Consider the following 19,938-nt stretch of genomic DNA (forward strand, 5'->3'; position numbering starts at 1 on the left):
CGGGCATACGGCTTGCAATGCCCTCGGGCAGCCATCCATGTGCGGCATCTGCGGAATGTTTGGACGCCCGGATCGGGCGGTGGTCGGCCGGATGGCCGCCGCCATGGTGCATCGCGGCCCCGATGACGACGGCTTCCATGTCGACGAGCACGTGGCCCTCGGGTTCCGCCGCCTGTCGATCATCGACGTCGCCGGCGGCCATCAACCCCTGACCAACGAAGACGGCTCGCTGCGCCTCGTCTTCAACGGCGAGATCTACAACCACCTCGAACTGCGGGCGGAGCTCGAAGCGCGCGGCCACCGCTTCCGGACGAAGAGTGACGGCGAAGTCATCCTGCACCTCTACGAAGAGCAGGGGACGACGTTCGTCGACCGCCTGAACGGGATCTTCGCGTTCGGGTTGTGGGACAGCCACGCGCGGCGCCTGGTGCTGGCGCGCGACCATCACGGCGTGAAGCCGCTCTACTGGAGCCAGACCGCGACCTCGTTCCTGTTCGCCTCGGAACTGAAGTCGGTGCTCGCCAGCGGCCTGGTGTCGCGCGACATCGATCCCGAGGCGGCCGGCCAGTACCTCGTGTACCAAGCGGTGCCGCCGCCGTTGTCGATCCTGCAGCAGGTCAAGATGCTGCCACCGGGCCGCGTCCTGATCCACGAGGGCGACAGCCCGACGATTCGGATCTACTGGCGGCCGCCGACCCACCAGGACGATCCGGTGCAATCGGTCGACGAAGCGAAGGCCCTGGCGCTTGGCGGTCTGCGCGACGCCGTGCGCCGGCAGATGATGTCGGAACGGCCGCTCGGCGTCTTTCTCTCTGGAGGGGTCGATTCGAGCGCGCTCGTCGCGCTCGCCTCCGAGCACGTGACCCATCCGCTCAAGACGTTCTCGGTGGGATTCGAGGGGAAAGACGAAGCCATCCTCACCGAATGGCCGTGGGCGCGCCTGGTCGCCGAACGCTACGGCACCGACCACCACCAAGTCGTGCTGTCGGAGTCGATGTTCCGGGACGCGCTGCCCCACACGTTCGCGGCCATGGATCAACCGACCTCGGATGGGATCAACTCATACTGGGTGTCGTATGCCGCCGCTCGGCACGTGACCGTGGCCCTCTCGGGCACCGGCGGCGATGAGCTGTTCCTCGGCTACGATCGCGACCGCGCGTTGCTCGAGGCCTCGACGCTGGCCTCACCGTTGGCCACCCTGCCGGCCGGCTACGTCCGGCGCGTCGCGCGCTGGCTCGACCGAATGCCGGACACCGGCCTCTGGCCCGGCGCCGCCCGGCTGAAGCACGCGGCGCGAACCTTCGCGCTGCTCGATGCCGAGTTCGTCAGCCCGCGTGTCATCGGCATCTTCGAGGAGGCGGCGCGCGATCGGATGATGGCCGCCGCGCTCAAGGCGCGCCACGGCGCGTTCATGCATCCCACGGCCTTCCTGCGCGCCGACGTGCCTCCGGACCCGGCCCGGCCAGGGGAGTGGATCTCCCGATTGGAACAGCGCGCCTACCTGTCGTACGTCCTGCTGCGCGATATCGATGCCATGTCGATGGCCCACTCGCTCGAGGTCCGCGTGCCGTTTCTCGACCCGCGCTACACCGAAGCCATGGCGCGCATTCCGGTGGAGATGAAAGTACGCGACGGCATCGGCAAGTGGGTGCTCAAACAGGCGCTGCGAGACGTGCTCCCGGACGCCGTGCTCTTCCGTCCGAAGATGGGCTTCGGGCTTCCGTACAACGTCTGGATGCGGCGGTCGCTGGCCCCGATGGTGCGCGACCTGCTCAGCCCGGATCGCATCCGCCGTCGAGGCGTCTTCGATGCCGTGGCCGCGCAGGCCCTCGTCGATCGCTTCTACGCTGGAGACGACGCGATTTGGCGACAAGTGTGGACGCTGTTCGCCTTCGAGGGCTGGGCGACCGCGGTGCTGGATGCCCGGGCGGAGGTGCGCGATGACGTCGCCGCCTGAACGCGTCGTGCTGATCCGGTCTGGCCGCCATGTTGGCGTGGCAATCGCCGCGCTGCGGACGGCCTACCGTGGCTGTCAGGTGACCATCGTCACCACCCCCGCCGCCGAAGCCTCGTTGCGGCAGGCCGGTGTGCTGGAGTCGGAATTATTGATCTACCGGACCCGGCCCCAGTTCGACGCGTGGCCGTTCCTGCGGAGCGGGGTGCCCCTGCGGTTATGGCTCCGCGGCTACGATCGGGTGGCCGTGCTGTGGCAGGATCCGTCAGGGGCCGACCGCGCCAATGTCGACCGCGCGGCCCTGCTGCTGTCGCCGCGAGGGTTCGAAGCCATCACGCCTGACGGTACGCTCATCCAGCGTGACACCGCGTCGCTGGTCACCCGCGAACTGCGTACCGCGCTTCGGTCGATGGCCGCCCTGACGGTGATGGCCCTTGGCCTGTATCTGCCGGCTCACCTGGCGCGCCTCTTCAGGCGCCCGTCGCGCGCCGCCGCCACCAGGTCACGCTGATGCGCGTGCTCCATGTGCTCGAGACCCTCGCGGCCGGCGGCGTTGAAACCACGTTCCTGAATGTCCTGCGGCACCTGTCCACCGCCATGACGCACGACGTGCTGGCGTTCGCCGGCGGCGCGCTCGAATCCGAGTATCGAGCCATCGCCAATCGCGTGACAATCGCGCGACGCACCCGCGATCTCGAAGCGTTGTTGGCTGACGGCGCCTATGACGTCGCCCATATCCTCTTCGAGCGCTGCGCGGAGCGGCTGTTGCCGCTGCTGGTCACGCGTACCGCCACCGCGGTTGTCTACGGCAAGAACTACGACTTCAGCGGCCAATGGCGCACCACCGAAGGATTCCACTGGACCCCGGACGACGCGATGATGGCCGCGTGCGACGGCGTGACCTTCACCACGCCGGCGCTGGCTGCCGGCTACGCTCCGGAAGAGACGGCGCGCGGGTGTGTGCTCGGGAAGGGCGCCGACGTGACACCCCTGCTGTCGATCGAGCCCCCCGCTGCCGACGCCCGCCAGCGAGTCTTGGTGATCGCCAACCCGACGCCACGCAAACGGCTCGGCGACCTCGTGGCGGCGCTCGCGATCGTCAGGCAGACCGTACCGGAAGCCGAGATCCGCGTGCTGGGACAAGGTGATCCGCCCGAGGAAGCCCGCCTGCGCGCGCTCGCGCACCAGCGCGGGACCGCCGGCGCGTTCGACCTGGCCGGGGTCTCGCGCGACGTGGCTGCCGAACTGCGTCAAGCGCGCGTCGTCGCCTTATGCTCGGGCAGCGAAGGCGTGCCCACGGCTCTGCTCGAAGCCATGGCCGCGGGGCGCCCCGTGGTCGCTACCGACGCCGGCCACGTGCGATCGATCGTGAGCGATGGCGTGGAGGGATTCGTCGTGCCCATCGGCGATGTCGATGCCATCGCCGATCGCTTGATCCGCCTGCTTCAGGACCCGGCTCTCGCGCGACAACTGGGACGCCGCGGCCGCGCCCGCGCCCGCCATCACGCCGTCGAAGCCATCGCGGCGCGGCTGTCCACCGTGCTTGCCGCGCAGGCGGTCCGCCATGCCGCGTGATCTGATTGCGTCGATCGGCACCGATCGCTACCTGACGGCCGACGATCTGGGCTCGGGGGCATTCAGCCACGATGCAGCGGTCACGTGGAAGACCTACCGCACGCAGTTTGACGGGTTTGCCGGCGCCTGTCTCGACCCGCAGTTTGCCAGGCTGACGCATCCGGCCACACACGCCGGCATACCGCGGGTCCATCCCGGCACGGCCGTCATCATCGCCGGCGCCGGCCCGTCGCTGGAGCACGTGGCCCCCGAGTTGGCGCACGCGCGCGACCGCCTGTCGATCTGGACCTCCCTGCGCGGAGCCGAGGCTCTCGCGACCTACGGATTGGCGCCCGATCTCCTGCTCGTCCAGCACCAAAGCGACCTCGACGCGTATCTCAGCGTCCGTCACCTGGACGATCGGAACGGCGCCACCCCGGCGAATCACGCCCCGGTCGTGCTGGCCGAAGCAAGAACACCGGCGGCCTTGATTGCGCGCGTTCCTTCTGCCCGGCTGGCGGCCTTCAACGGCGCCTGCGGCTGGGGGTTGTGGCCCGCCAGCCTGGCCTGGCTGGCCGCGGCCGCCGGCGCCGACGCCATCGCCCTGGCCGGCATCGACTTGGGGACTGCTGACGCGCCGGACCCCGCGCATGAGGCCCTGCGGGCGCTCCTCGGCCTGCTCGCCACTACCACCACCGCCGTGACCGTCGATGCCGGCGGCGCCGACAAACCGGGCTGGGCCCGCGCGCCGATCACCCCGCTGACCAGCGCGACCGGCGCGCGTACCGTCCTCCTGGAGCGCGCGCCGTGGCCGGAGCCCGAGGCTCGCATCGAGGCGCTCGCCGCGGGACTCGAATACCTGCGCGAGGCCCTGGACAGCGCGACAGCATTTCGCGCGCTCGCGATTGAAGCGCGCGCCTCTCGGCCGCGGGGACAAGCGGAAGGACGCCTGGCCGACGCCTGGAATGTCGTGCTGGGTTGGCGCCACACGCCAGCCATGCGGGCGGCGTTTCAAGAGGACCTCAGCGTCAGCTTCCTGCCCCGGTTCTGGCGTCAGGCTGCACCATCGGTAGCCGGCCCGCTGTGGCGTCCGCTGCTGCTGGCCACCGACGAGATTGTCCGTCAGGCGGACCGCGCGCGGTGGTGCGTGTCCGCGCCGCGCAAGGCGATGTCCGCATGACGCCTCCGACTCGGGTGTCGGTACTATTACCGGTTCGCAACGGCCTGCCCCACTTGCGTGCGGCACTGCGCAGCGTCCTGGCCCAGTCGTTCACTGCCATCGAGGTGATCCTCATCGACGATGGGAGTGTGGACGGTTCCGGCCGTGTTGGCCTCGACAGTGGTGATGCGCGGGTGCGGGTCATCCCGGGCGGGGGCCTCGGCATCGCCCACGCGCTTAACCTCGGGCTGGCCGCGGCCACGGGCGAGTTCATTGCGCGGCAGGATGCCGACGACCTCTCCGCTCCTGATCGGTTCGCCCGGCTGGCCCGCTACCTCGACGACCACCCAGAGGTGGCCGTCGTGGCGTCGCAGGTCGACTTCATTGACGACGCGGGGCGCCCGGTTCACACGCCGTGGACGCGGGCCGTCGCAGCGCAATGGGATCGCGCCCGGACGCCAGAGGAGATCGGCACGCTGATGCCGTTGACCTGCTGCCTCGTGCACGGCAGCGTGATGGCTCGCCGCTCGGTCCTGATGGCCCGCGGCGGGTATGACGAGCGGTTGCCAGTGGCGCAGGATTACGACCTCTGGCTGCGCCTGCTGCCGGAGCACCGTTTCGCGAAACTGGACGAATGTCTGTACAGCTTTCGCATCCATTCGAAACAGATCAGTGCCAGTCACGGTTCCGTGCAGGCCGAACATGCCGTGACCGCAAAGCTCCGTTACCTCGAGCGAGTCGCGCCGGTGCCGGCCGCCGCTCGCGTCCGCATCTTCGGAGCTGGCACCGGTGCCGACATCTATCGCCGCGCGTTGGCCGCATCCCGGTGGGCGCTTGCCGGGCCGCGCGAGCGATGGGATGTCGCCGTCTTCACCGACTTCAACCGGCTCGACGCCGACATGCATGACGCCGCCGCTCACGAGGCGCGCCCCCTGCGGCGCATCGCCAACTTCCTGGTCGCCGGGGATTCGATCGGGGTGGTCTCGTGAGGACGGGGCCAATCGTCCACCTGACGACGTTTCTGCAGGGCGGCGCCGGACGCGCCGTGACGCTGCTGGCGTGTGCGCAGCGGCGCGCGGGGCATGACGTGGTGGTCGTCACCAGCCGCACGCCGGCGCCAGGCTACGAAAACTATCAGGAATACCTCGACACCATTGCCGCGGCCGGCTGCCGGCTCGTTCAGGTCGACTCGCTGTTCAAACGGGATGACGGCCTCAACCGGGCGGCGCTCGACAGTACACGTGCGGCGCTGCAAGGGCAGCGACCGCAGCTCGTGCACGCGCATGCGGCCGTGCCCGCGCGCATCGGCCTCCGCCTGGCGTCACGAGGTTGCCCGGTGGTGCAGACGATGCACGGATGGAGCCGGCACAAGACGCCTGACCAGGTCGCGCAGGACCTCGACATCATGCGCGAGGTCGATCTCGTGGTCTTTCCGTCGGCGGCCGCGGCCGAGGAACTGCGCGCCGCAGGCGGATCGTTCCGCGCTACTGCCATCGTCCCGTGCGGCATTCCGGTCGGGGCGCCCGCGGCGCCGCTTCCGGCCGGCCTCGAGCACCTTCAGCGTCGCCGGGCCCAGGGCGCCCGCGTGCTGGTGACCATCGGCAGCCTGACGCGCCAGAAGAACCACGCCGTGGTCATCGACGCACTGCCCCCGCTCGTCGAGCGGCACGACGTGATCGCGCTGCTGGTGGGAGAGGGTCCCGAGTTGCCGGAGCTTCGCGCGCGCACCGTCGATCTGGGTGTCAGCGACCGCGTGCACTTCGCGGGCTATGTGGCCGAGGCCTCCAGCGTGCTGGCGATCGCCGATGTACTCGTCCAGCCGTCACTGACCGAAAGCTTCGGAATCGCCGTGGCCGAAGCCTTCCGCGCTGGGGTGCCGGTGGTGGCCAACAACATTCCGGCGCTGGCCGAGTTGCTGGCCGGCGGCGCGTACGGCTGGATGTTCGACGGCGACGATGCCGATGACCTGGTTCGAACGCTCGATCGCGGCCTTCGCGCACCGCAGTCCGAAGTTGCGGACATGACCGCGCGGGCCCGGCGGCGCTTCGACGACCTCTTCACGGAACGCCGAATGGTCGATGGCTACGCGCAGGCGTTCGAACAGGCCCATGTGGCGCGGGGTGCCGCGGCCAATGCGGACCCGGCAGCGGACTAGCCGGCGACGAGTCCACCACTACGCGCGCCGCGCCTGACGCTCCACTCGCCCGAGCGGTCGCGGGCGCGCCAGCTGCATGGCCTCCGGACTCACGCGGTAATCCGGCACGGCCGCCGCCAGCTCGGTCAGCGTTCCCGCCGCGTCACCGCGAGCCACGCGGTACTGGAGGCGACGCACGGCCGCGGCGATGGCCGCCGCGTCGCCGGTCACCTGGCGGGCCACCCATATTCGCGGGTCGCTGGTGCGGCACATCCGGATGCCCTGTGTGGTGAGCTCCTCGTGCCGCTTCTCGCCCGGTCGCAAGCCGATCACCTGCAGCGGCACGGGCGCATGGCCGGCCGCCGCCTCGATCCGCATCAGGCGCGCGGCCAGATCGCCAATGGCGACCGGCTGCCCCATGTCGAGCCAATAGGTTTCGGCCCGCTGCGACAGCCGCTCGGCCTTGATGACCAGCGACACGGCCTCGCCGGCCGTCATGAAGTAGCGGGTGGCGGCCGGATCGGTCACCGGCACGGGCTGCCCGGCTCGGATGCTCTGGCGCATGACTGCCAGCACGCTGCCACTGCTGCCCAGCACGTTCCCGAAGCGGACCACGATCGGCTGAAAGCTGCGGTCGGCGCCTGTGGTCACCGCGAGCTCAGCCAGTCGCTTGGTGGCCCCCATCACACTGCGAGGCGTGGCCGCCTTGTCCGACGAGATCAGCACGAACCGCGCACCGGCCTCCCGGGCCGCTTCAGCCATCTGCAGCGCGCCGAGCACGTTGGTCTCAACCGCGGCGCACACCGCGCGCTCCGCCATGGTCACGTGCTTGTAGGCCGCGGCGTGAAAGACCACGTCGGGCCGCGCCTCCCGGCAGACCGCGCGCAGGCGGCGGCGCGTCACGTCGCCCAGCACGACTTCGAGCGGCACACCCGGCTCGGCGTGTGTGATCTCACGTTCGATCTGGAACAGGTTGAACTCGGACTGATCGACGAGCGTCAACCCCGCCGGCTGGCAGCGCGCGACTTGCCGCGCCAGTTCAGCGCCAATCGAACCACCGGCGCCGGTGATCAACACGCGGCGCCCCTCGAACGCGCCCCGGTCGGCGGCGGTCAGCAGGCGGCAGACCGGACGGTCCATCAGTGTTTCCAGTTCGGTCTCGGTGAAGGGAATGGTCATGGTTCGTCCGACGTTTCAGTGGCGGGGTTCAAGATCACGATATCGACCCGCCGGTTGCGGGCACGGCCCTCGGCGGCTTCGTTGGAGGCGCGGGGGTGAAACTCCGAATAGCCCGCCGCCGACAAGCGGTCCGGTGCAATGCCGCCTTGCCCAATGAAGAACGCGATGACTTGCGTGGCGCGGGCGGTGGACAACTCGAAGTTCGACGTGAACCGCTCCGTGCGGATGGGTGTGTTGTCGGTGTGCCCTTCAATGCGAATGGCGCTGGGCAGTTGTGCCATGACCGTGGCCACGCGGGCCAGCAGCGTCTCGGCATCCGGCGCGAGGTCGGCACGGCCGGTCGCGAATGAGAACGCCTCGGGAATGGCCAGCACGAGTCCCCGGCGGTCTTCGATGAGTTCGAGGCGCCCCGACGTCAGGTCGGCGGCAAGCGCGTGTTCGATGGCCATCCGCACGTCCGGGTCGGGCTGCGCCGGCAACGCCGGGCCGACCAGCGCCGGCCCCTGCCCCAGCAACCCGTCGCTCGGAGGCGGCGGCAGTGGGGCGCCCACGGCCTGGCGCAGGCCCTGGGCCAGTTCCGGCAGCCGCCCCGCGTCCGCCGCCGCGACGGCGTACAGCGCGGTGAAGAGCGCGAACAACAACGTGACCAGATCCGCATACGGCACCATCCACCGGTCTCGGGATGGGGCGCCGGCGCCGACTGGATGCCGCGCCCGTCGTCTCACGCCGCCCCCCGTGACGGTTCGTGTCGCGACCGCAGAAAGCCGGCCAGGTACTCTTCGACCATGCGGGGATGGGCGGCCCGGCGAAGCACCACCGCGCCCTCGATGATCAGCTCACGGTGAAGCGCGGCAGTCCGGCTCATCACGCGCAATCGCGACGCCAGGGGCAGCAGGACGAGGTTGGCTGACCCGACGCCGTAGACGGTGGCCACGAAGGCCACCGCGATTCCCCCGCCGACACCGGCCGGGGTCGCAAGATTTTCCATGACACGGATCAACCCGAGCACCGCGCCCAGAATGCCCAGGGTCGGGGCGTAACCGGCCGCTGTCTCCAGCACGAGGGCGCACTCTTCGTCGGCGTCTTCACGGGCATGGCTGAAAGTAGTGAGGGCCTGCCTGATCTCCTCCACCGGCTGGCCGTCGACGACCAGGCCGAGGGCGCGCGCGAGAAAGGGATCGTCCGCGGCGGCGAGGTCGGACTCGAGCGACGCCGGCCCGCGGCGGACCACCCGGGCCGCGTAGTGCTCGAATCGGGTGATCAGCGCCGATTGGGCGTCAGGCATCACGCGGAAGACCTTCGATAACGCCGCTCCCGTCCGGACCAGGCGCGACCACGGAAAGCTCAACATCAGCGCCGCCGCCGTGCCGCCAAACACCACGAGGGCGGCGGTCGGCTGCACGAGCGCGTACCAGCGCCCGCCATCGGCCCACTGCGCCACGCCAATCACGGCGGCCGTCAATCCGAGGCTCAGGATTGCGACCCGATCGCGACGGGGCCGCGGGCGCAGGCTCATCTCGCCTTGGTCTCCGACTCGGGCTGGCGTTCGTCACGCAGTGCGTCCGCCGCCGCGATGAACGCGGACAAGGGCACCGGCGCCGCGGCGGCGCCGCCGGCGGCGGCATACAACCGTCGCATGGCTTCGAGGTCCTCAGCGGTATCCACGGTCAGCCGCACCTCGGGCCGCCGCAGGGCCCCGGGCGCCAGCGCGTCAAGAGCCACGAACCGGCGGTCGCGCCGGATCAGCGGAGTCACGTGCTCGCGATCGTATGGCTCGGTCGCCAGCAGGTCGGCATAGCGCAAGGCCGCACACGACACGGCCTCGACGCCCGCGCCGTATGGGAGCCCGTGTTCCAGCACATAGCCGGCCCCGGTGCGCCGCAGCAGTTCGAGCATGCGCCGCGGCGCGTCCATGTCGACGGCCGGGTTGTCGGCGGTGGCGCGGATGCACTCGACGAGATCGAGCGTGGTGGCCGCCAGCACGTAACGGCCCAGCACGTCGTCGGCGGGCCCTCGCACGACCGGAACGTCGAGACGACCGGCCTCGGCAACCAGGACATCGTCTTCGGGTTGGGCCGTCGTCACCAGCACGACCGGCAGCCCGGAGCGGGCCCGCAACCGTTCGACGCAGTGCGCAAACAGCGACCGGCCTTCAATTGGGGCCAGTGACTTGCCGGGCAGGCGCGTCGAGCCCATGCGTGACTGCAGGAGAATGGCGGCACGCCCGCTCATGCGACCGCTCCGATGGCGACTTCGGGTTGATGCATTGACAGCCTGACCTGTGAGTCTTCGAGAAACACGGATGCCTCGTAACTGGTGATCCACAACCGATCGCGAAACTGGCCGATGGCGGGCGGCACGGCACGGCCCGCGGCCAGATCGACCAGCATCCGCGGAAAATCCGCCCCCGCCTCAATCGTGAGGGGAATACCGCCAGAGAAGCGCGGGTTGATTTCAAACACGACGGGCCGTCCGCCGACGACCCGGCACTGGATGTTGATGGCGCCGGCGAACGGGATGGCCTTCGCGCATGCCTCGGCCAACTGAATGAGCGAGGGATCGTTCACGGTGCAGCCCCGATCGATGACGCCGGCGCGAATGTGGTCGCGGCGCCGCGGCACGATTGACAGGGGACGGCCCGTGAAGTCGCACAGCATGTCGATGGTGAACTCGGCACCTTCGAGGTAGCCCTGGACGACCGGATTGGCCACGTAATCGAGAAAGAACGCAAGCTCACGGGCATTGCGGACGACGTGGGCGCCTACACCGCCGCGGCCGTGCCTCGGCTTGATGAACAACGGATACCGCGGCGCGGCCGGCAGTTCGTGCGGCAGCCACGATTGGGCCGCGGCGATGCCGCGGGCGGCCAGCGCCACGCAGGTCGCGTGCTTGTCGTCGCAGAGCACCGAGGTCTCCGGGGCCGACACCGCGACCCACACCCCGTGGTTGGCGAAACGCGCGCGGGCCTGCCCGAACAGGGGTAATTCGTCGTCAATGGTCGGCACGACGAGCGACACTCCCTCGGCGACCGCGATCTCGAGTACCGCGTCCACGTAGCCGGGCTCACTGGCCAACGGCACCCGGAACGCCCGGTCGGCCGCGTACACCGCAGGTGACAGCGCATTGACGTCCGTCACCACGACCCTGCCGCCAAGCCCGGTGTCAAGCAGCGCCCGCTGAAAGGCCTGGACCAGCGGAACCCGCCGCGAGGCGGCGGTCACGAGCACGTTATGCGACACGGCTGGCCTCGCGTGACGATCCCGCCAGGTCGAGGTCGAACAGCGGCAAGCCCGCCTCGACGTCATGCGCCAACCGGCAGCCGATCACGGCGCCCTGACGTTCCACCGGAACGCCGGTGGCGGGCCGCAACGCGACCAGGTCGCCGGGCGCGAGGACGTGGCCCGCCGGCAACCGGCGAGCCGCATACAGTCCGCGGCGGCTGGCCGCCTTGTTCGGCGTCTCCGCCGGGACGCACGTCTTGTGGCCGGAGCCGAGCGCGGCCTGGGCCTGCGCCGCGGTCCGCACGGCCGCGGCCAGCTCCGCCGGCGTGCTGGACACGTCGGCGTCGATCGAGCCGTCGCCGCGTTCGAGGATGAGATGCCGTTCGTAGATCGACGCGCCGAGCGCGACGGCCAGCGGCAGCCCGGCGGTGTCGGCGCTATGATCCGAGAGGCCCACCGGGACGCCGAATTCGTCCGCCAGGGAGGCGATGACGCGGAGGTTCTCACTGCCCGCGGGCACGGGATACGCGGAGACGCAGTGCAATAGGGCCACCTGATCGGCCCCCGCGGCCTGCGCCCAGCCCAGCGCTCGCCGGACCTCGCTCAGGGCCGACATGCCGGTCGAAATCACCAGGGGGCGTCGCGTCCGGGCGCACCGAACGATCAGTTCGGCCCACGTCACGTCGCCGCTGGCAATCTTGAACCCGTCGACGCCCAGACCGTCGAGCAGGTCGACGGCCGCTTCGGACAGCGGCGTCGCGAGGACCGCCAGGCGGTGTTCGCGCGCGCGCGCGATGATGCGACGGTGGGCCGCTTCGTCCAGTTCGAACCGCGCGAAGAATTCGCGCATCGACGTCGCCGTCACGTGCGACGGCGCGGGCGCATTCGGCGCGACCAGCGCGGTGGCCTCGAGGGTCTGCAACTTGATCGCCGAGGCGCCGGCCGCCGCGGCCGCATCGACCAGCGCCAGCGCGCGGTCGAGCGAGCCGCCGTGATTCAAGCCGATCTCGGCGATGACAAACACCGGCTCCGAGCTGGCGATCAGGCGACCGCCGACCTCACACTCCGCCCGATCAAAGGCCATGAACTCCCCCATGCCTTTCCATGAGCCGTTCCGCGACATGTGGCACCTCGGTCAATGAGCGCACGGTCGCATCGGCGGCGTGCGTTGGTTGAATGAACGGCAGCCGGTAGGTGGCCACCTGAATGGTTCGCATGCCCGCGCGCGACGCGCCGAGCATGTCGGCGACGGGATCGTCACCGACGAAGACCGATCGGCCGGCGGGCACGCCGAGACGCGCCGCGGCCTCGAGAAAGGGCCCGGCATCGGGCTTGCCCGCGCGCGTGCCCACCGCGTGGGCATAGACGATGGTGTCGACCAGCGGTGACAGTCCGAGAGCGGCGACCTTGCGCGCTTGCATCTCGGGAAGGCCGTTGGTCACGACCGCCAGCCGCCAGCGTGCGCGCAGGCCGACCAGTGTGTCGAAGGACGCGCGCGGCAGCCGCAGGCGCGGCCGATGCGCGCGAATCATGTCGACCAGTGAGGGCACCAGCGAGAGCGGCAGCGCAAACCTGGAGAGGCAGCGCTGCAGTTCACGCCCCCGCTCCCCGTTCCGAGAGGCGTGGAGCAAGGCGGCGCGCGAGGCACGCCGCGGCACGCCCCAGGTCCGATCGAGATAGCGGGACACGGCGTCGAACCCGCTCTCGACGAAGCCGTCGAGGGGGTACAGCGTGTCATCCAGGTCGAAGATCACAGCGCGTGTCTCAGGCCCCAAGCGGTGGCCTCCCTTCGACCAGTGGCGCGTCGAGCCACGGCCGCAGGCGGCCGGCCACCCGAAAGACGCCGCAGCCGTCGACCAGTCGCATCGCCGCCCGCGCCTGACGCCGGGCGGTGGCGGGAGCCATCAAGTCTTGCACCGCCGAAGCGACACGCGCGGCGGTGGTCTGGTCACAGGACGGACCGCCGCCGTCCACGACCGCGCCGTGGCGGGCCATCGCGCGGATCGCCGGCCGCTGAGCGGCGGTGACGGCGAGGGCCACCGTCGGCACGCCAAGCGCGCACGCCTCGTAGAGCGTGATCCCGCCGGCCACCACGGCCACCGCCGCCCCGGACAACTCCGCCACCAGCCCACCGGGCGCCGTGACCCACGATGCCCCGGCCAGCGCCGGCGCCTGACGCCGCCGAGAGAATCCGCGTGCCACGCGGATGTCGGCGCCGGGTATGCGATCCGCGATCGCATCCACCAGGCACGCGGCCATGGCGTAAACATGCGCGCCGCCACCGAGCGCAATCAACACGCGGCCGGCCCGCGCCGACCGGCCAGCCTGTCGCGCCTCGTTCACGGCCGGGTCGAGGATGGCGTAACGCGGACCTCGCAGCACGTCGGCGCCACGCGCCGGCCGCGCCGTGACGCTCCCGTCGATCGACAGATCGGACTCTGAGTCGCGGCCCTCGAGGTCCCGAATCGTCGCCACGGGCACACGGAGGCGGCGCGCCCGACGGACCCAGCGCGTTTCTTCGACGGGCGAGGGATCGTCCACGACGATCAGTGACGGTCTCCCTGTCGACACGCCCTCGTCACGCCCACCGCCGAGCACGCGCCAGCCAAGCGACGCGGCAATAGCGCGGGTCTGGCCCGAGCCCCGCAGCGAGACCACGGCGGGCACTCCCAGAGCGCTGGCCAGCGATCGGCAGCGCACCAGGTGGCCGAACCCAAGACGAGGTCCGGCCGCGACGCGAAACACGACCGTGGCCGGCGCGGCGCTGTCGATGACCGTCATGCCCGTCCCAGCATGAGGCGGCGCAGGACCTCAATCACGCGGCCGGCGTCGGCGTGGCTCATGCCTCCGGACAGCGGCAGCGACAACACACGATCCGAGACCAATTCGGCATGCGGGAACATTCCGCGCGTCAACCCAAACCGTTGCGCGTAGTAAGGGTGCAGGTGCAGCGCGCGGAAGTGGACACTCGTCGCGATGCCCTCTTTGGCCATGGCCGCCGCGAGCGCGTCGCGGGTCCAGCCGGACTCGGGCGCGACGAGCACCGTATAGAGATGGCGCGCATGGCGATCGCCCTTGGCCACCGGGGCCGGCCGCGTGAGGGGCAGCCCGGCGAGCGCCTCGTCGTACATGCGCCAGATGGCCTCGCGTCGCACGAGGTGCGGACCCAGGCGCGCCAGCTGGTGCAGGCCGATCGCCGCCTGCAGGTCCATCATGTTGTACTTGTAGCCGGGCATCACCACGTCGTAGTGGGGCGACCCGTTCGGCCCGTAGCGCGCCCACGCATCGCGGCTCATGCCGTGCAGGGCCGCGACGCGGGCGTACTCCGCGCCCTCGCGGGAGGAGGTCGTCAACATCCCGCCTTCGCCGGTCGTCAGGTTCTTGGTCGCGTAGAAGCTGAAGCACGAAAAATCGCCGGTCGTGCCGATCTTGCGGCCTGCCGCGACCGCCTCGACGGCGTGCGCGGCGTCTTCGATCAGGATCAGGCCGGCGCGCGCCGCCACCGCCCGCATGCCGGCGACATCCACCGGACGCCCGGCGTAGTGCACGGGAATGATGGCGCGCGACCGCGGCGTCACCGCGGCGGCGGCGGCAGCCGGTGACAGGTTCCAGGTGACCGGGTCGATGTCGGCAAACACCGGCGTCGCGCCGGTGTGCACCACGACGTTGGCGGTCGCGCAGAAGGTCAACGGCGTGGTGATGACCTCGTCGCCGGGACCGATTTCCGACGCCAGCAGCGCCAGGTGCAGGGCCGCCGTGCACGAGTTGACGGCGACCGCGTGCTCGACGCCAATGTACTCGGCAAACGCCCGCTCGAACTCGCGCACGCGGGGCCCCGTCGAGAGCCACCCCGAACGCATGGTGGCCACGACCTCGTCGATCTCCAGATGACCGATCGAGGGCGGGGCGAAGTTCACGACGCCGTCGGCCACCGTGGTGCTGACGGCCATCAATTCACCCACATCCGGGTCGGCAGCCATTCCCGGGGCGGCCGCGGCGCCGACCGGGTGCGGGGGCCATCGCCCAGAAGGGCTGAGGTCAAGTGGATCCGGGTCCGGGCGCCCTCGACGCCTTCCACCTCGAGGAACGGCGCGCGCCACCCGAGCGCGCACGGTGGCCCGATCGCCACTTCCTGCTGGGGATTCACGTCGCCCACGAACACACCATCCAGTTCGAGGATCTGAATGCGCTGGTTCCCGTAGTCCGCGACGGCCAGCCAAAGCGCGTCGGGGCCGGACGCGGGCAGCCACTCACCACTGAATTCAGGCCGCACGAAGGCCAGGTCCAGTGGCGTGTTGAACTGTCCCGGGCCCCGGCCCCGTTCGCCGAACACGTGCAACAGCCGCTCGAACTCATCCGAGATCGTCACCCGGTGTCGAAGGGGATCGCAGCGATAGGTGAGGCGGCGGCCGTGTCCGCCCAGGCTCACCTTGGCGACGCCGGTCACGAGATGCTCGATATGAGTCGTCATGCCGCGCACCGGTCGTGCAGCGCGTCGAACACCGCGCCCCACTCGAGCAGCGCCGGCGCCAGGTCGAATTCCAGCGCATCGGCCACTGCCACCCAGTCTTGCCCGTGCTGCCCCTGCGCCATGACATCGAGCACGACACCGACGGCGCCGAGCACGTCGGCGGCACTGCCGCGGCCGCACGGCAGGTAATCCAGTTCGGTCCCGGCGGCCGTTGCCGAGGCCGCGGTCAGCATGGTGAGCGTGCGGATGGCCTCGACCAGCGACGTCAGTTGCCCGTGGGCGTCCTGGAGGTCATGGCCGCGAAACGCCTGCCCGACCCGGCAGGACGCGGCCGCCAGCACCGGGAGGCTCTGCCCCGCGGTGCCCAGCGTGCCGCGCAGCACGCGGGCGCGATCGAGCATGTCGATGTCGATCGTGCGGATGCCGGCCAACGGCTGGGAGATCACGTCGGGCGCGCGAAATGACGGCTGGTCGACACCATCGAACCGGACCGCCGTCACCGCCTGCCGGCGCCCGGCGCACTCCTGATCCAACCCGTTCAGCAGGTCTCCCCACGTTTTCTGGCCGGAATCGAGCGGTCTGGGCGAGTCGTTGACCAGGCACTCCACCATTTGCATCTCTCCTCTTGCCGTCCCGCAGAGCGAGAAGCTTGCCAACCGATCGCGTTTCGCGCCGGCCGCATCCGGACGCCTCGCCCACGCACCAACGCACCGCCGCAGTCGTCAAGCAAACGCGCTGGTCGCCGATTGAACTCAAGCAGTCGCTTTGGATGGGATCGCGCCTCCTTGATATGTCAGTGGCGCCGTTAGGCGGCCAAATTGTCGGGCAGGCGACACCGGGCCGCCGGACCAACGACACCCGCCGCGTTGGCTGTCACGCGCAAATCGCGAAATAGGCGGTCTTTCTTGCGGCGGGACATCTCATCAGGCGAGATGGCACGGTCTTGCATCCGCTGGGACGCGGGTCGACCGGAATCGATTCGGAAGGGTATTGGAAAACAGGCATGCAGCCTCTCGACGACGTGGTCAAGGAATTTCTGGTTGAAAGTCTGGAGAACCTCGACAGGCTTGACCGCTCGCTGGTCGACCTGGAGCAGGACCCGCACGACCGCGAGAATCTGGCGAGCATCTTTCGCACGATCCACACCATCAAGGGCACTTGTGGATTCCTCGGGTTCGGCAAGCTCGAGTCGGTGTCGCACGTCGGCGAGAGTCTTCTGAGCCGCATGCGTGACGGCGAACTGGTGCTCAATGCCGCGATCACAACGGGCCTGCTGGCCATGGTCGACGCCATTCGACGCATCCTGGCGGTCGTCGAGGCCACCGGAGGTGAACCCAATGAGGACTACGGCGAACTGATCGCCATGCTGAACCGCTTGAACGCGCCCGGCCAGAAGCCGGCGGCCGCGCCGGCGGCGACCGTCGTGATGGCCGAGGCCGTCGCGGCCCCCGGCCCCGCGTCGTCCCCGGTTGGGACGGCCACAGACACGACAGCGCCGCGCCCGGAACACGCTCCGGCGCGCGCGACCGAGGAGATCCCTATGGAGATCGAGATCGTCGACGCGCGCAGTTCGGACGAGCGGCCCACCGGCGGCGAGCGCCGTCCCGCCATCGTCGACACGTCCCTGCGGGTGGACGTGGGCCTGCTCGACAAGTTGATGAACCTGGTCGGGGAACTGGTCCTGGCTCGCAACCAGATTCTGCAGTTCACCACCTCGCTGAGCGACTCGGCATTCATCGGCGCCACGCAGCGGCTGAACCTGGTGGCCTCCGAGCTGCAGGAAGGCGTGATGAAGACACGCATGCAGCCGATCGACAACGTGTGGAGCAAGTTCCCACGCGTCGTGCGGGATCTCGCAATCGCCTGCGGGAAGCAGGTGCGCATCGAGATGGTGGGCAAGGACACCGAGCTCGACAAGACGATCATCGAGGCGATCAAGGATCCCCTCACTCACGTCGTCCGCAATTCGGCTGACCATGGGATCGAGACGCCGAGCGCCCGGATCGCCTGCGGCAAGCCGCCGGAAGGAGTCGTCAGGCTCAGGGCCTTCCATGAGGGCGGCCAGATCAACATCGAGATTAGCGACGACGGCGCCGGCATCGACCCGGAAAAAGTCCGCCGCAAGGCGGTCGACCGGTCGATGGTCTCGGCCGAACAGGCCGCCCGGATGAGCGACCACGAAGCGCTGCGGTTGATCTTCCTGCCCGGGTTCTCAACGGCGGAGAAGATCACCAACGTGTCCGGCCGCGGCGTCGGCATGGACGTCGTCAAGACCAACATCGAGAAGATCGGGGGCACGGTCGACATCCAGAGCACGCTCGGCCAGGGCACGACGCTCAAGATCCGCATTCCGCTCACCCTGGCCATCATCCCGGCGCTGATGGTGTCGACCGGCGGCGAAGTGTTCGCCATTCCGCAGGTGAGCCTGCTCGAGCTGGTCCGGCTCGAAGGCGAGCACGCCCGGGCCGGCATCGAGCGCATCGGCGCCGCGACGTTCTATCGACTCCGCGGCAACCTGCTGCCGCTGGTCCAACTGCATAGCGAACTCAACCTGGCGTCGCAGGGCGATCCCGGCATTGTCAACATCGTCGTGCTGAAGGCGGACGACCGCCAGTTCGGCCTGGTCGTCGACAGCGTAAACGACACCGAGGAAATCGTGGTCAAGCCGCTCGGACGGCAGCTCAAGAGCGTCCAGGTGTTTGCCGGCGCCACGATCATGGGCGACGGCCACGTCGCCCTCATCCTCGACGCCACCCGGCTGGCGCAACAGGCCCACGTGCTGAGCGCGGATCGCGACCGGAAGCCGAGCGACCGGCAGGGTGGCCCGCTCGCGCACGAGACCGCCGACGCGCAGACGTGGATGTTGTTCCAGGTCAACGGCACCGAGCGCATGGCGATGCCGCTCCACCTGGTGGCCCGCCTCGAGGAATTCGCGACCGCCGACATCGAGCGTTCGGGCGGACAGGAGGTCGTGCAGTACCGCGGCGAGATTCTGCCGCTGGTGAGCCTCACCCGTTTCTTTGGTGGCACCGCCAACAGCGAGTCCGACCCCCGCCAGGTGATCGTCTTCTCCGACCATGGCCGGAGCGTTGGCCTCGTGGTCGACCGGATTCTCGACATCGTCACCGAGACCATTACTCCGACGCGGTCCCAGGCCCGATCCGGCATTCTCGGGGCGGCCGTCATCCAGCAACGGGTCACCGACCTGCTCGACGTCGCCGCCATCGTCCGGCATGCGCTCCCCGAGTCCGTGTCCGAGCCGGTGGCCGCGTAGCCAGCGAGCAACAACCCATGAGCACACTCACAGCCAACGCTGCATCCTCTCTCGCTGGCGCCTCGGCGCCGACCGGCACCGCGCGACAGTTCTGCACCTTCGTGCTCGACGATTTGTACTTCGGCGTCGAGGTGCTCAAGGTCCAGGAAGTGATCCGCTATCAGGACATGACTCGCGTGCCGCTGGCGCCCGGGGTGGTCCAGGGCTTGATCAACCTGCGCGGGCAAATCGTGACCGCGATCGATCTGCGGCGCCGCCTCGAGCTGCCCGAACGTAGCGACGACGCGCGGCCCATGAACGTGGTGGTCCGCACCTCTGACGGCGTCGTCAGTTTGCTGGTCGACGAGATCGGCGACGTCGTCGAGGTCGACGATGCCAGCTTCGAGCGTCCACCGGACACGATTAGCGGCGCGGCGCGCGCGCTGGTAACCGGCGTCTACAAGCTGAAGCATCGCCTGCTGCTCGCCCTCGACGTCGAGCAGACCACCGCGCTCGACCTCGAGTCGGCCGCCGAGCGGAGGATCTGACACCATGCTGCACGCACTGTCGACGTTAGTCGTGATGATCGTCTTCGCGGGCGTGATGGCCCGCAAGCGGCCCGCCATTCACCTGCCGCTGATGGTCATGGCATTCGTGATCGACCTGAGCCTGGTGCTCTATATCGAAGTCACCCGCCACGCGGTCGAGCGTGTTGTCGGTCCGGCTGGGCCGCTGATCTGGTTTCATGCGTCGATCTCGACGCTCGTGCTCCTGGCCTACCTGGGCCAAATTACGCTCGGCCGCCGGATGCTGGCCGGCCGCGCGACCTCCCGCCGGGCGCACATCGCGCTCGGCCTCACGTTCTGCGTGCTGCGCGGGACCAATTACGTCACGGCGTTCATGGTGTCGAGCGCCGCCCCGGCCGCCGTGCTGCAACAGGCAGCGGATTCGCATCCCGCGGACACCGATCTTGCGACCACGACACTCACCCCCCTTCCCGAGAGAGAGTAGAT

General features: G+C 69.6%; 20 protein-coding genes. 9 read left to right on the forward strand and 11 right to left on the reverse strand.

Going from position 1 to position 19,938, the window contains the following annotated elements:
• The first annotated feature begins 37 nt into the window (after positions 1 to 37).
• From asnB to WC815_03125, 6 genes are read left to right on the forward strand one after another with little or no spacing between them, the layout of a single operon-like run.
• Entirely contained in the window at positions 38 to 1,957 is a 1,920-nt protein-coding gene (gene asnB, locus WC815_03100; GenBank protein MFA5907743.1) for an asparagine synthase (glutamine-hydrolyzing), read from the forward strand.
• Entirely contained in the window at positions 1,941 to 2,465 is a 525-nt protein-coding gene (locus WC815_03105) for a hypothetical protein (protein ID MFA5907744.1), read from the forward strand. The genes asnB and WC815_03105 overlap by 17 nt, the downstream gene beginning before the upstream one ends.
• Complete coding sequence (locus tag WC815_03110) at positions 2,465 to 3,529, forward strand: glycosyltransferase (protein MFA5907745.1); 1,065 nt, start codon at positions 2,465 to 2,467, stop codon at positions 3,527 to 3,529. Before WC815_03105 ends, WC815_03110 begins: the two co-directional genes overlap by 1 nt.
• Positions 3,519 to 4,688 (forward strand): hypothetical protein, encoded by a 1,170-nt coding sequence (locus tag WC815_03115; protein MFA5907746.1) that lies wholly within the window; start codon positions 3,519 to 3,521, stop codon positions 4,686 to 4,688. Before WC815_03110 ends, WC815_03115 begins: the two co-directional genes overlap by 11 nt.
• Positions 4,685 to 5,656 (forward strand): glycosyltransferase, encoded by a 972-nt coding sequence (locus WC815_03120; GenBank protein ID MFA5907747.1) that lies wholly within the window; start codon positions 4,685 to 4,687, stop codon positions 5,654 to 5,656. Before WC815_03115 ends, WC815_03120 begins: the two co-directional genes overlap by 4 nt.
• Positions 5,653 to 6,822, forward strand: coding sequence for a glycosyltransferase family 4 protein (locus WC815_03125; GenBank protein MFA5907748.1), 1,170 nt, complete (start codon positions 5,653 to 5,655; stop codon positions 6,820 to 6,822). Before WC815_03120 ends, WC815_03125 begins: the two co-directional genes overlap by 4 nt.
• A gap of 18 nt (positions 6,823 to 6,840) precedes the next feature.
• Here the strand turns inward: WC815_03125 and WC815_03130 are convergent, their stop codons facing one another.
• Genes WC815_03130 through WC815_03180 form a run of 11 tightly spaced genes read right to left on the reverse strand, consistent with a single transcriptional unit; the run spans position 6,841 to position 16,283 of the window.
• A complete protein-coding gene (locus tag WC815_03130) occupies positions 6,841 to 7,980 on the reverse strand; it encodes a polysaccharide biosynthesis protein (protein ID MFA5907749.1) in 1,140 nt (379 codons plus the stop codon).
• On the reverse strand, positions 7,977 to 8,705 hold the full coding sequence (locus tag WC815_03135; protein ID MFA5907750.1) for an OmpA family protein: 729 nt from the start codon (positions 8,703 to 8,705) through the stop codon (positions 7,977 to 7,979). Before WC815_03135 ends, WC815_03130 begins: the two co-directional genes overlap by 4 nt.
• Complete coding sequence (locus WC815_03140; GenBank protein MFA5907751.1) at positions 8,702 to 9,496, reverse strand: MotA/TolQ/ExbB proton channel family protein; 795 nt, start codon at positions 9,494 to 9,496, stop codon at positions 8,702 to 8,704. The genes WC815_03135 and WC815_03140 overlap by 4 nt, the downstream gene beginning before the upstream one ends.
• Complete coding sequence (locus WC815_03145; GenBank protein MFA5907752.1) at positions 9,493 to 10,212, reverse strand: NTP transferase domain-containing protein; 720 nt, start codon at positions 10,210 to 10,212, stop codon at positions 9,493 to 9,495. The genes WC815_03140 and WC815_03145 overlap by 4 nt, the downstream gene beginning before the upstream one ends.
• Positions 10,209 to 11,219: an ATP-grasp domain-containing protein gene (locus tag WC815_03150; protein ID MFA5907753.1), complete on the reverse strand. Its 1,011-nt coding sequence runs from the start codon at positions 11,217 to 11,219 to the stop codon at positions 10,209 to 10,211. Before WC815_03150 ends, WC815_03145 begins: the two co-directional genes overlap by 4 nt.
• Positions 11,209 to 12,285: an N-acetylneuraminate synthase family protein gene (locus WC815_03155; GenBank protein MFA5907754.1), complete on the reverse strand. Its 1,077-nt coding sequence runs from the start codon at positions 12,283 to 12,285 to the stop codon at positions 11,209 to 11,211. The genes WC815_03150 and WC815_03155 overlap by 11 nt, the downstream gene beginning before the upstream one ends.
• Complete coding sequence (locus WC815_03160) at positions 12,275 to 12,955, reverse strand: HAD family hydrolase (protein MFA5907755.1); 681 nt, start codon at positions 12,953 to 12,955, stop codon at positions 12,275 to 12,277. The genes WC815_03155 and WC815_03160 overlap by 11 nt, the downstream gene beginning before the upstream one ends.
• A gap of 10 nt (positions 12,956 to 12,965) precedes the next feature.
• A complete protein-coding gene (locus WC815_03165) occupies positions 12,966 to 13,982 on the reverse strand; it encodes a hypothetical protein (protein MFA5907756.1) in 1,017 nt (338 codons plus the stop codon).
• Entirely contained in the window at positions 13,979 to 15,151 is a 1,173-nt protein-coding gene (locus WC815_03170; protein MFA5907757.1) for a DegT/DnrJ/EryC1/StrS aminotransferase family protein, read from the reverse strand. Before WC815_03170 ends, WC815_03165 begins: the two co-directional genes overlap by 4 nt.
• On the reverse strand, positions 15,151 to 15,672 hold the full coding sequence (locus tag WC815_03175) for a hypothetical protein (protein ID MFA5907758.1): 522 nt from the start codon (positions 15,670 to 15,672) through the stop codon (positions 15,151 to 15,153). The genes WC815_03170 and WC815_03175 overlap by 1 nt, the downstream gene beginning before the upstream one ends.
• The gene (locus WC815_03180; GenBank protein MFA5907759.1) at positions 15,669 to 16,283 is read right to left on the reverse strand and encodes a hypothetical protein; all 615 of its coding nucleotides are present in this window, start codon (positions 16,281 to 16,283) and stop codon (positions 15,669 to 15,671) included. Before WC815_03180 ends, WC815_03175 begins: the two co-directional genes overlap by 4 nt.
• Positions 16,284 to 16,675: 392 nt before the next feature.
• On the opposite strand from WC815_03180, the gene WC815_03185 reads away from it, so the two are divergent.
• The 3 genes from WC815_03185 to WC815_03195 are packed head-to-tail and all read left to right on the forward strand — an operon-like array spanning position 16,676 to position 19,936.
• Positions 16,676 to 18,946 (forward strand): chemotaxis protein CheW, encoded by a 2,271-nt coding sequence (locus WC815_03185; protein ID MFA5907760.1) that lies wholly within the window; start codon positions 16,676 to 16,678, stop codon positions 18,944 to 18,946.
• A gap of 17 nt (positions 18,947 to 18,963) precedes the next feature.
• Positions 18,964 to 19,473 carry a chemotaxis protein CheW gene (locus WC815_03190; GenBank protein ID MFA5907761.1) on the forward strand — a complete coding sequence of 170 codons (510 nt, stop codon included), beginning with the start codon at positions 18,964 to 18,966 and terminating at the stop codon, positions 19,471 to 19,473.
• A gap of 4 nt (positions 19,474 to 19,477) precedes the next feature.
• A complete protein-coding gene (locus tag WC815_03195) occupies positions 19,478 to 19,936 on the forward strand; it encodes a hypothetical protein (GenBank protein ID MFA5907762.1) in 459 nt (152 codons plus the stop codon).
• Positions 19,937 to 19,938: the final 2 nt, after the last annotated feature.

It is taken from the genome of Vicinamibacterales bacterium (assembly GCA_041659285.1).
GTDB lineage: Bacteria > Acidobacteriota > Vicinamibacteria > Vicinamibacterales > UBA2999 > 12-FULL-67-14b.

Bases quoted from the DNA above. Each gene is read 5' to 3' on its own strand.
- asnB (MFA5907743.1), top strand. From the start codon at position 38: ATGTGCGGCATCTGCGGAATGTTTGGACGCCCGGATCGGGCGGTGGTC.
- WC815_03105 (MFA5907744.1), top strand. From the start codon at position 1,941: ATGACGTCGCCGCCTGAACGCGTCGTGCTGATCCGGTCTGGCCGCCAT.
- WC815_03110 (MFA5907745.1), top strand. From the start codon at position 2,465: ATGCGCGTGCTCCATGTGCTCGAGACCCTCGCGGCCGGCGGCGTTGAA.
- WC815_03115 (MFA5907746.1), top strand. From the start codon at position 3,519: ATGCCGCGTGATCTGATTGCGTCGATCGGCACCGATCGCTACCTGACG.
- WC815_03120 (MFA5907747.1), top strand. From the start codon at position 4,685: ATGACGCCTCCGACTCGGGTGTCGGTACTATTACCGGTTCGCAACGGC.
- WC815_03130 (MFA5907749.1), bottom strand. From the start codon at position 7,980: ATGACCATTCCCTTCACCGAGACCGAACTGGAAACACTGATGGACCGT.
- WC815_03140 (MFA5907751.1), bottom strand. From the start codon at position 9,496: ATGAGCCTGCGCCCGCGGCCCCGTCGCGATCGGGTCGCAATCCTGAGC.
- WC815_03145 (MFA5907752.1), bottom strand. From the start codon at position 10,212: ATGAGCGGGCGTGCCGCCATTCTCCTGCAGTCACGCATGGGCTCGACG.
- WC815_03155 (MFA5907754.1), bottom strand. From the start codon at position 12,285: ATGGCCTTTGATCGGGCGGAGTGTGAGGTCGGCGGTCGCCTGATCGCC.
- WC815_03165 (MFA5907756.1), bottom strand. From the start codon at position 13,982: ATGACGGTCATCGACAGCGCCGCGCCGGCCACGGTCGTGTTTCGCGTC.
- WC815_03170 (MFA5907757.1), bottom strand. From the start codon at position 15,151: ATGGCCGTCAGCACCACGGTGGCCGACGGCGTCGTGAACTTCGCCCCG.
- WC815_03175 (MFA5907758.1), bottom strand. From the start codon at position 15,672: ATGACGACTCATATCGAGCATCTCGTGACCGGCGTCGCCAAGGTGAGC.
- WC815_03180 (MFA5907759.1), bottom strand. From the start codon at position 16,283: ATGGTGGAGTGCCTGGTCAACGACTCGCCCAGACCGCTCGATTCCGGC.
- WC815_03185 (MFA5907760.1), top strand. From the start codon at position 16,676: ATGCAGCCTCTCGACGACGTGGTCAAGGAATTTCTGGTTGAAAGTCTG.
- WC815_03190 (MFA5907761.1), top strand. From the start codon at position 18,964: ATGAGCACACTCACAGCCAACGCTGCATCCTCTCTCGCTGGCGCCTCG.
- WC815_03195 (MFA5907762.1), top strand. From the start codon at position 19,478: ATGCTGCACGCACTGTCGACGTTAGTCGTGATGATCGTCTTCGCGGGC.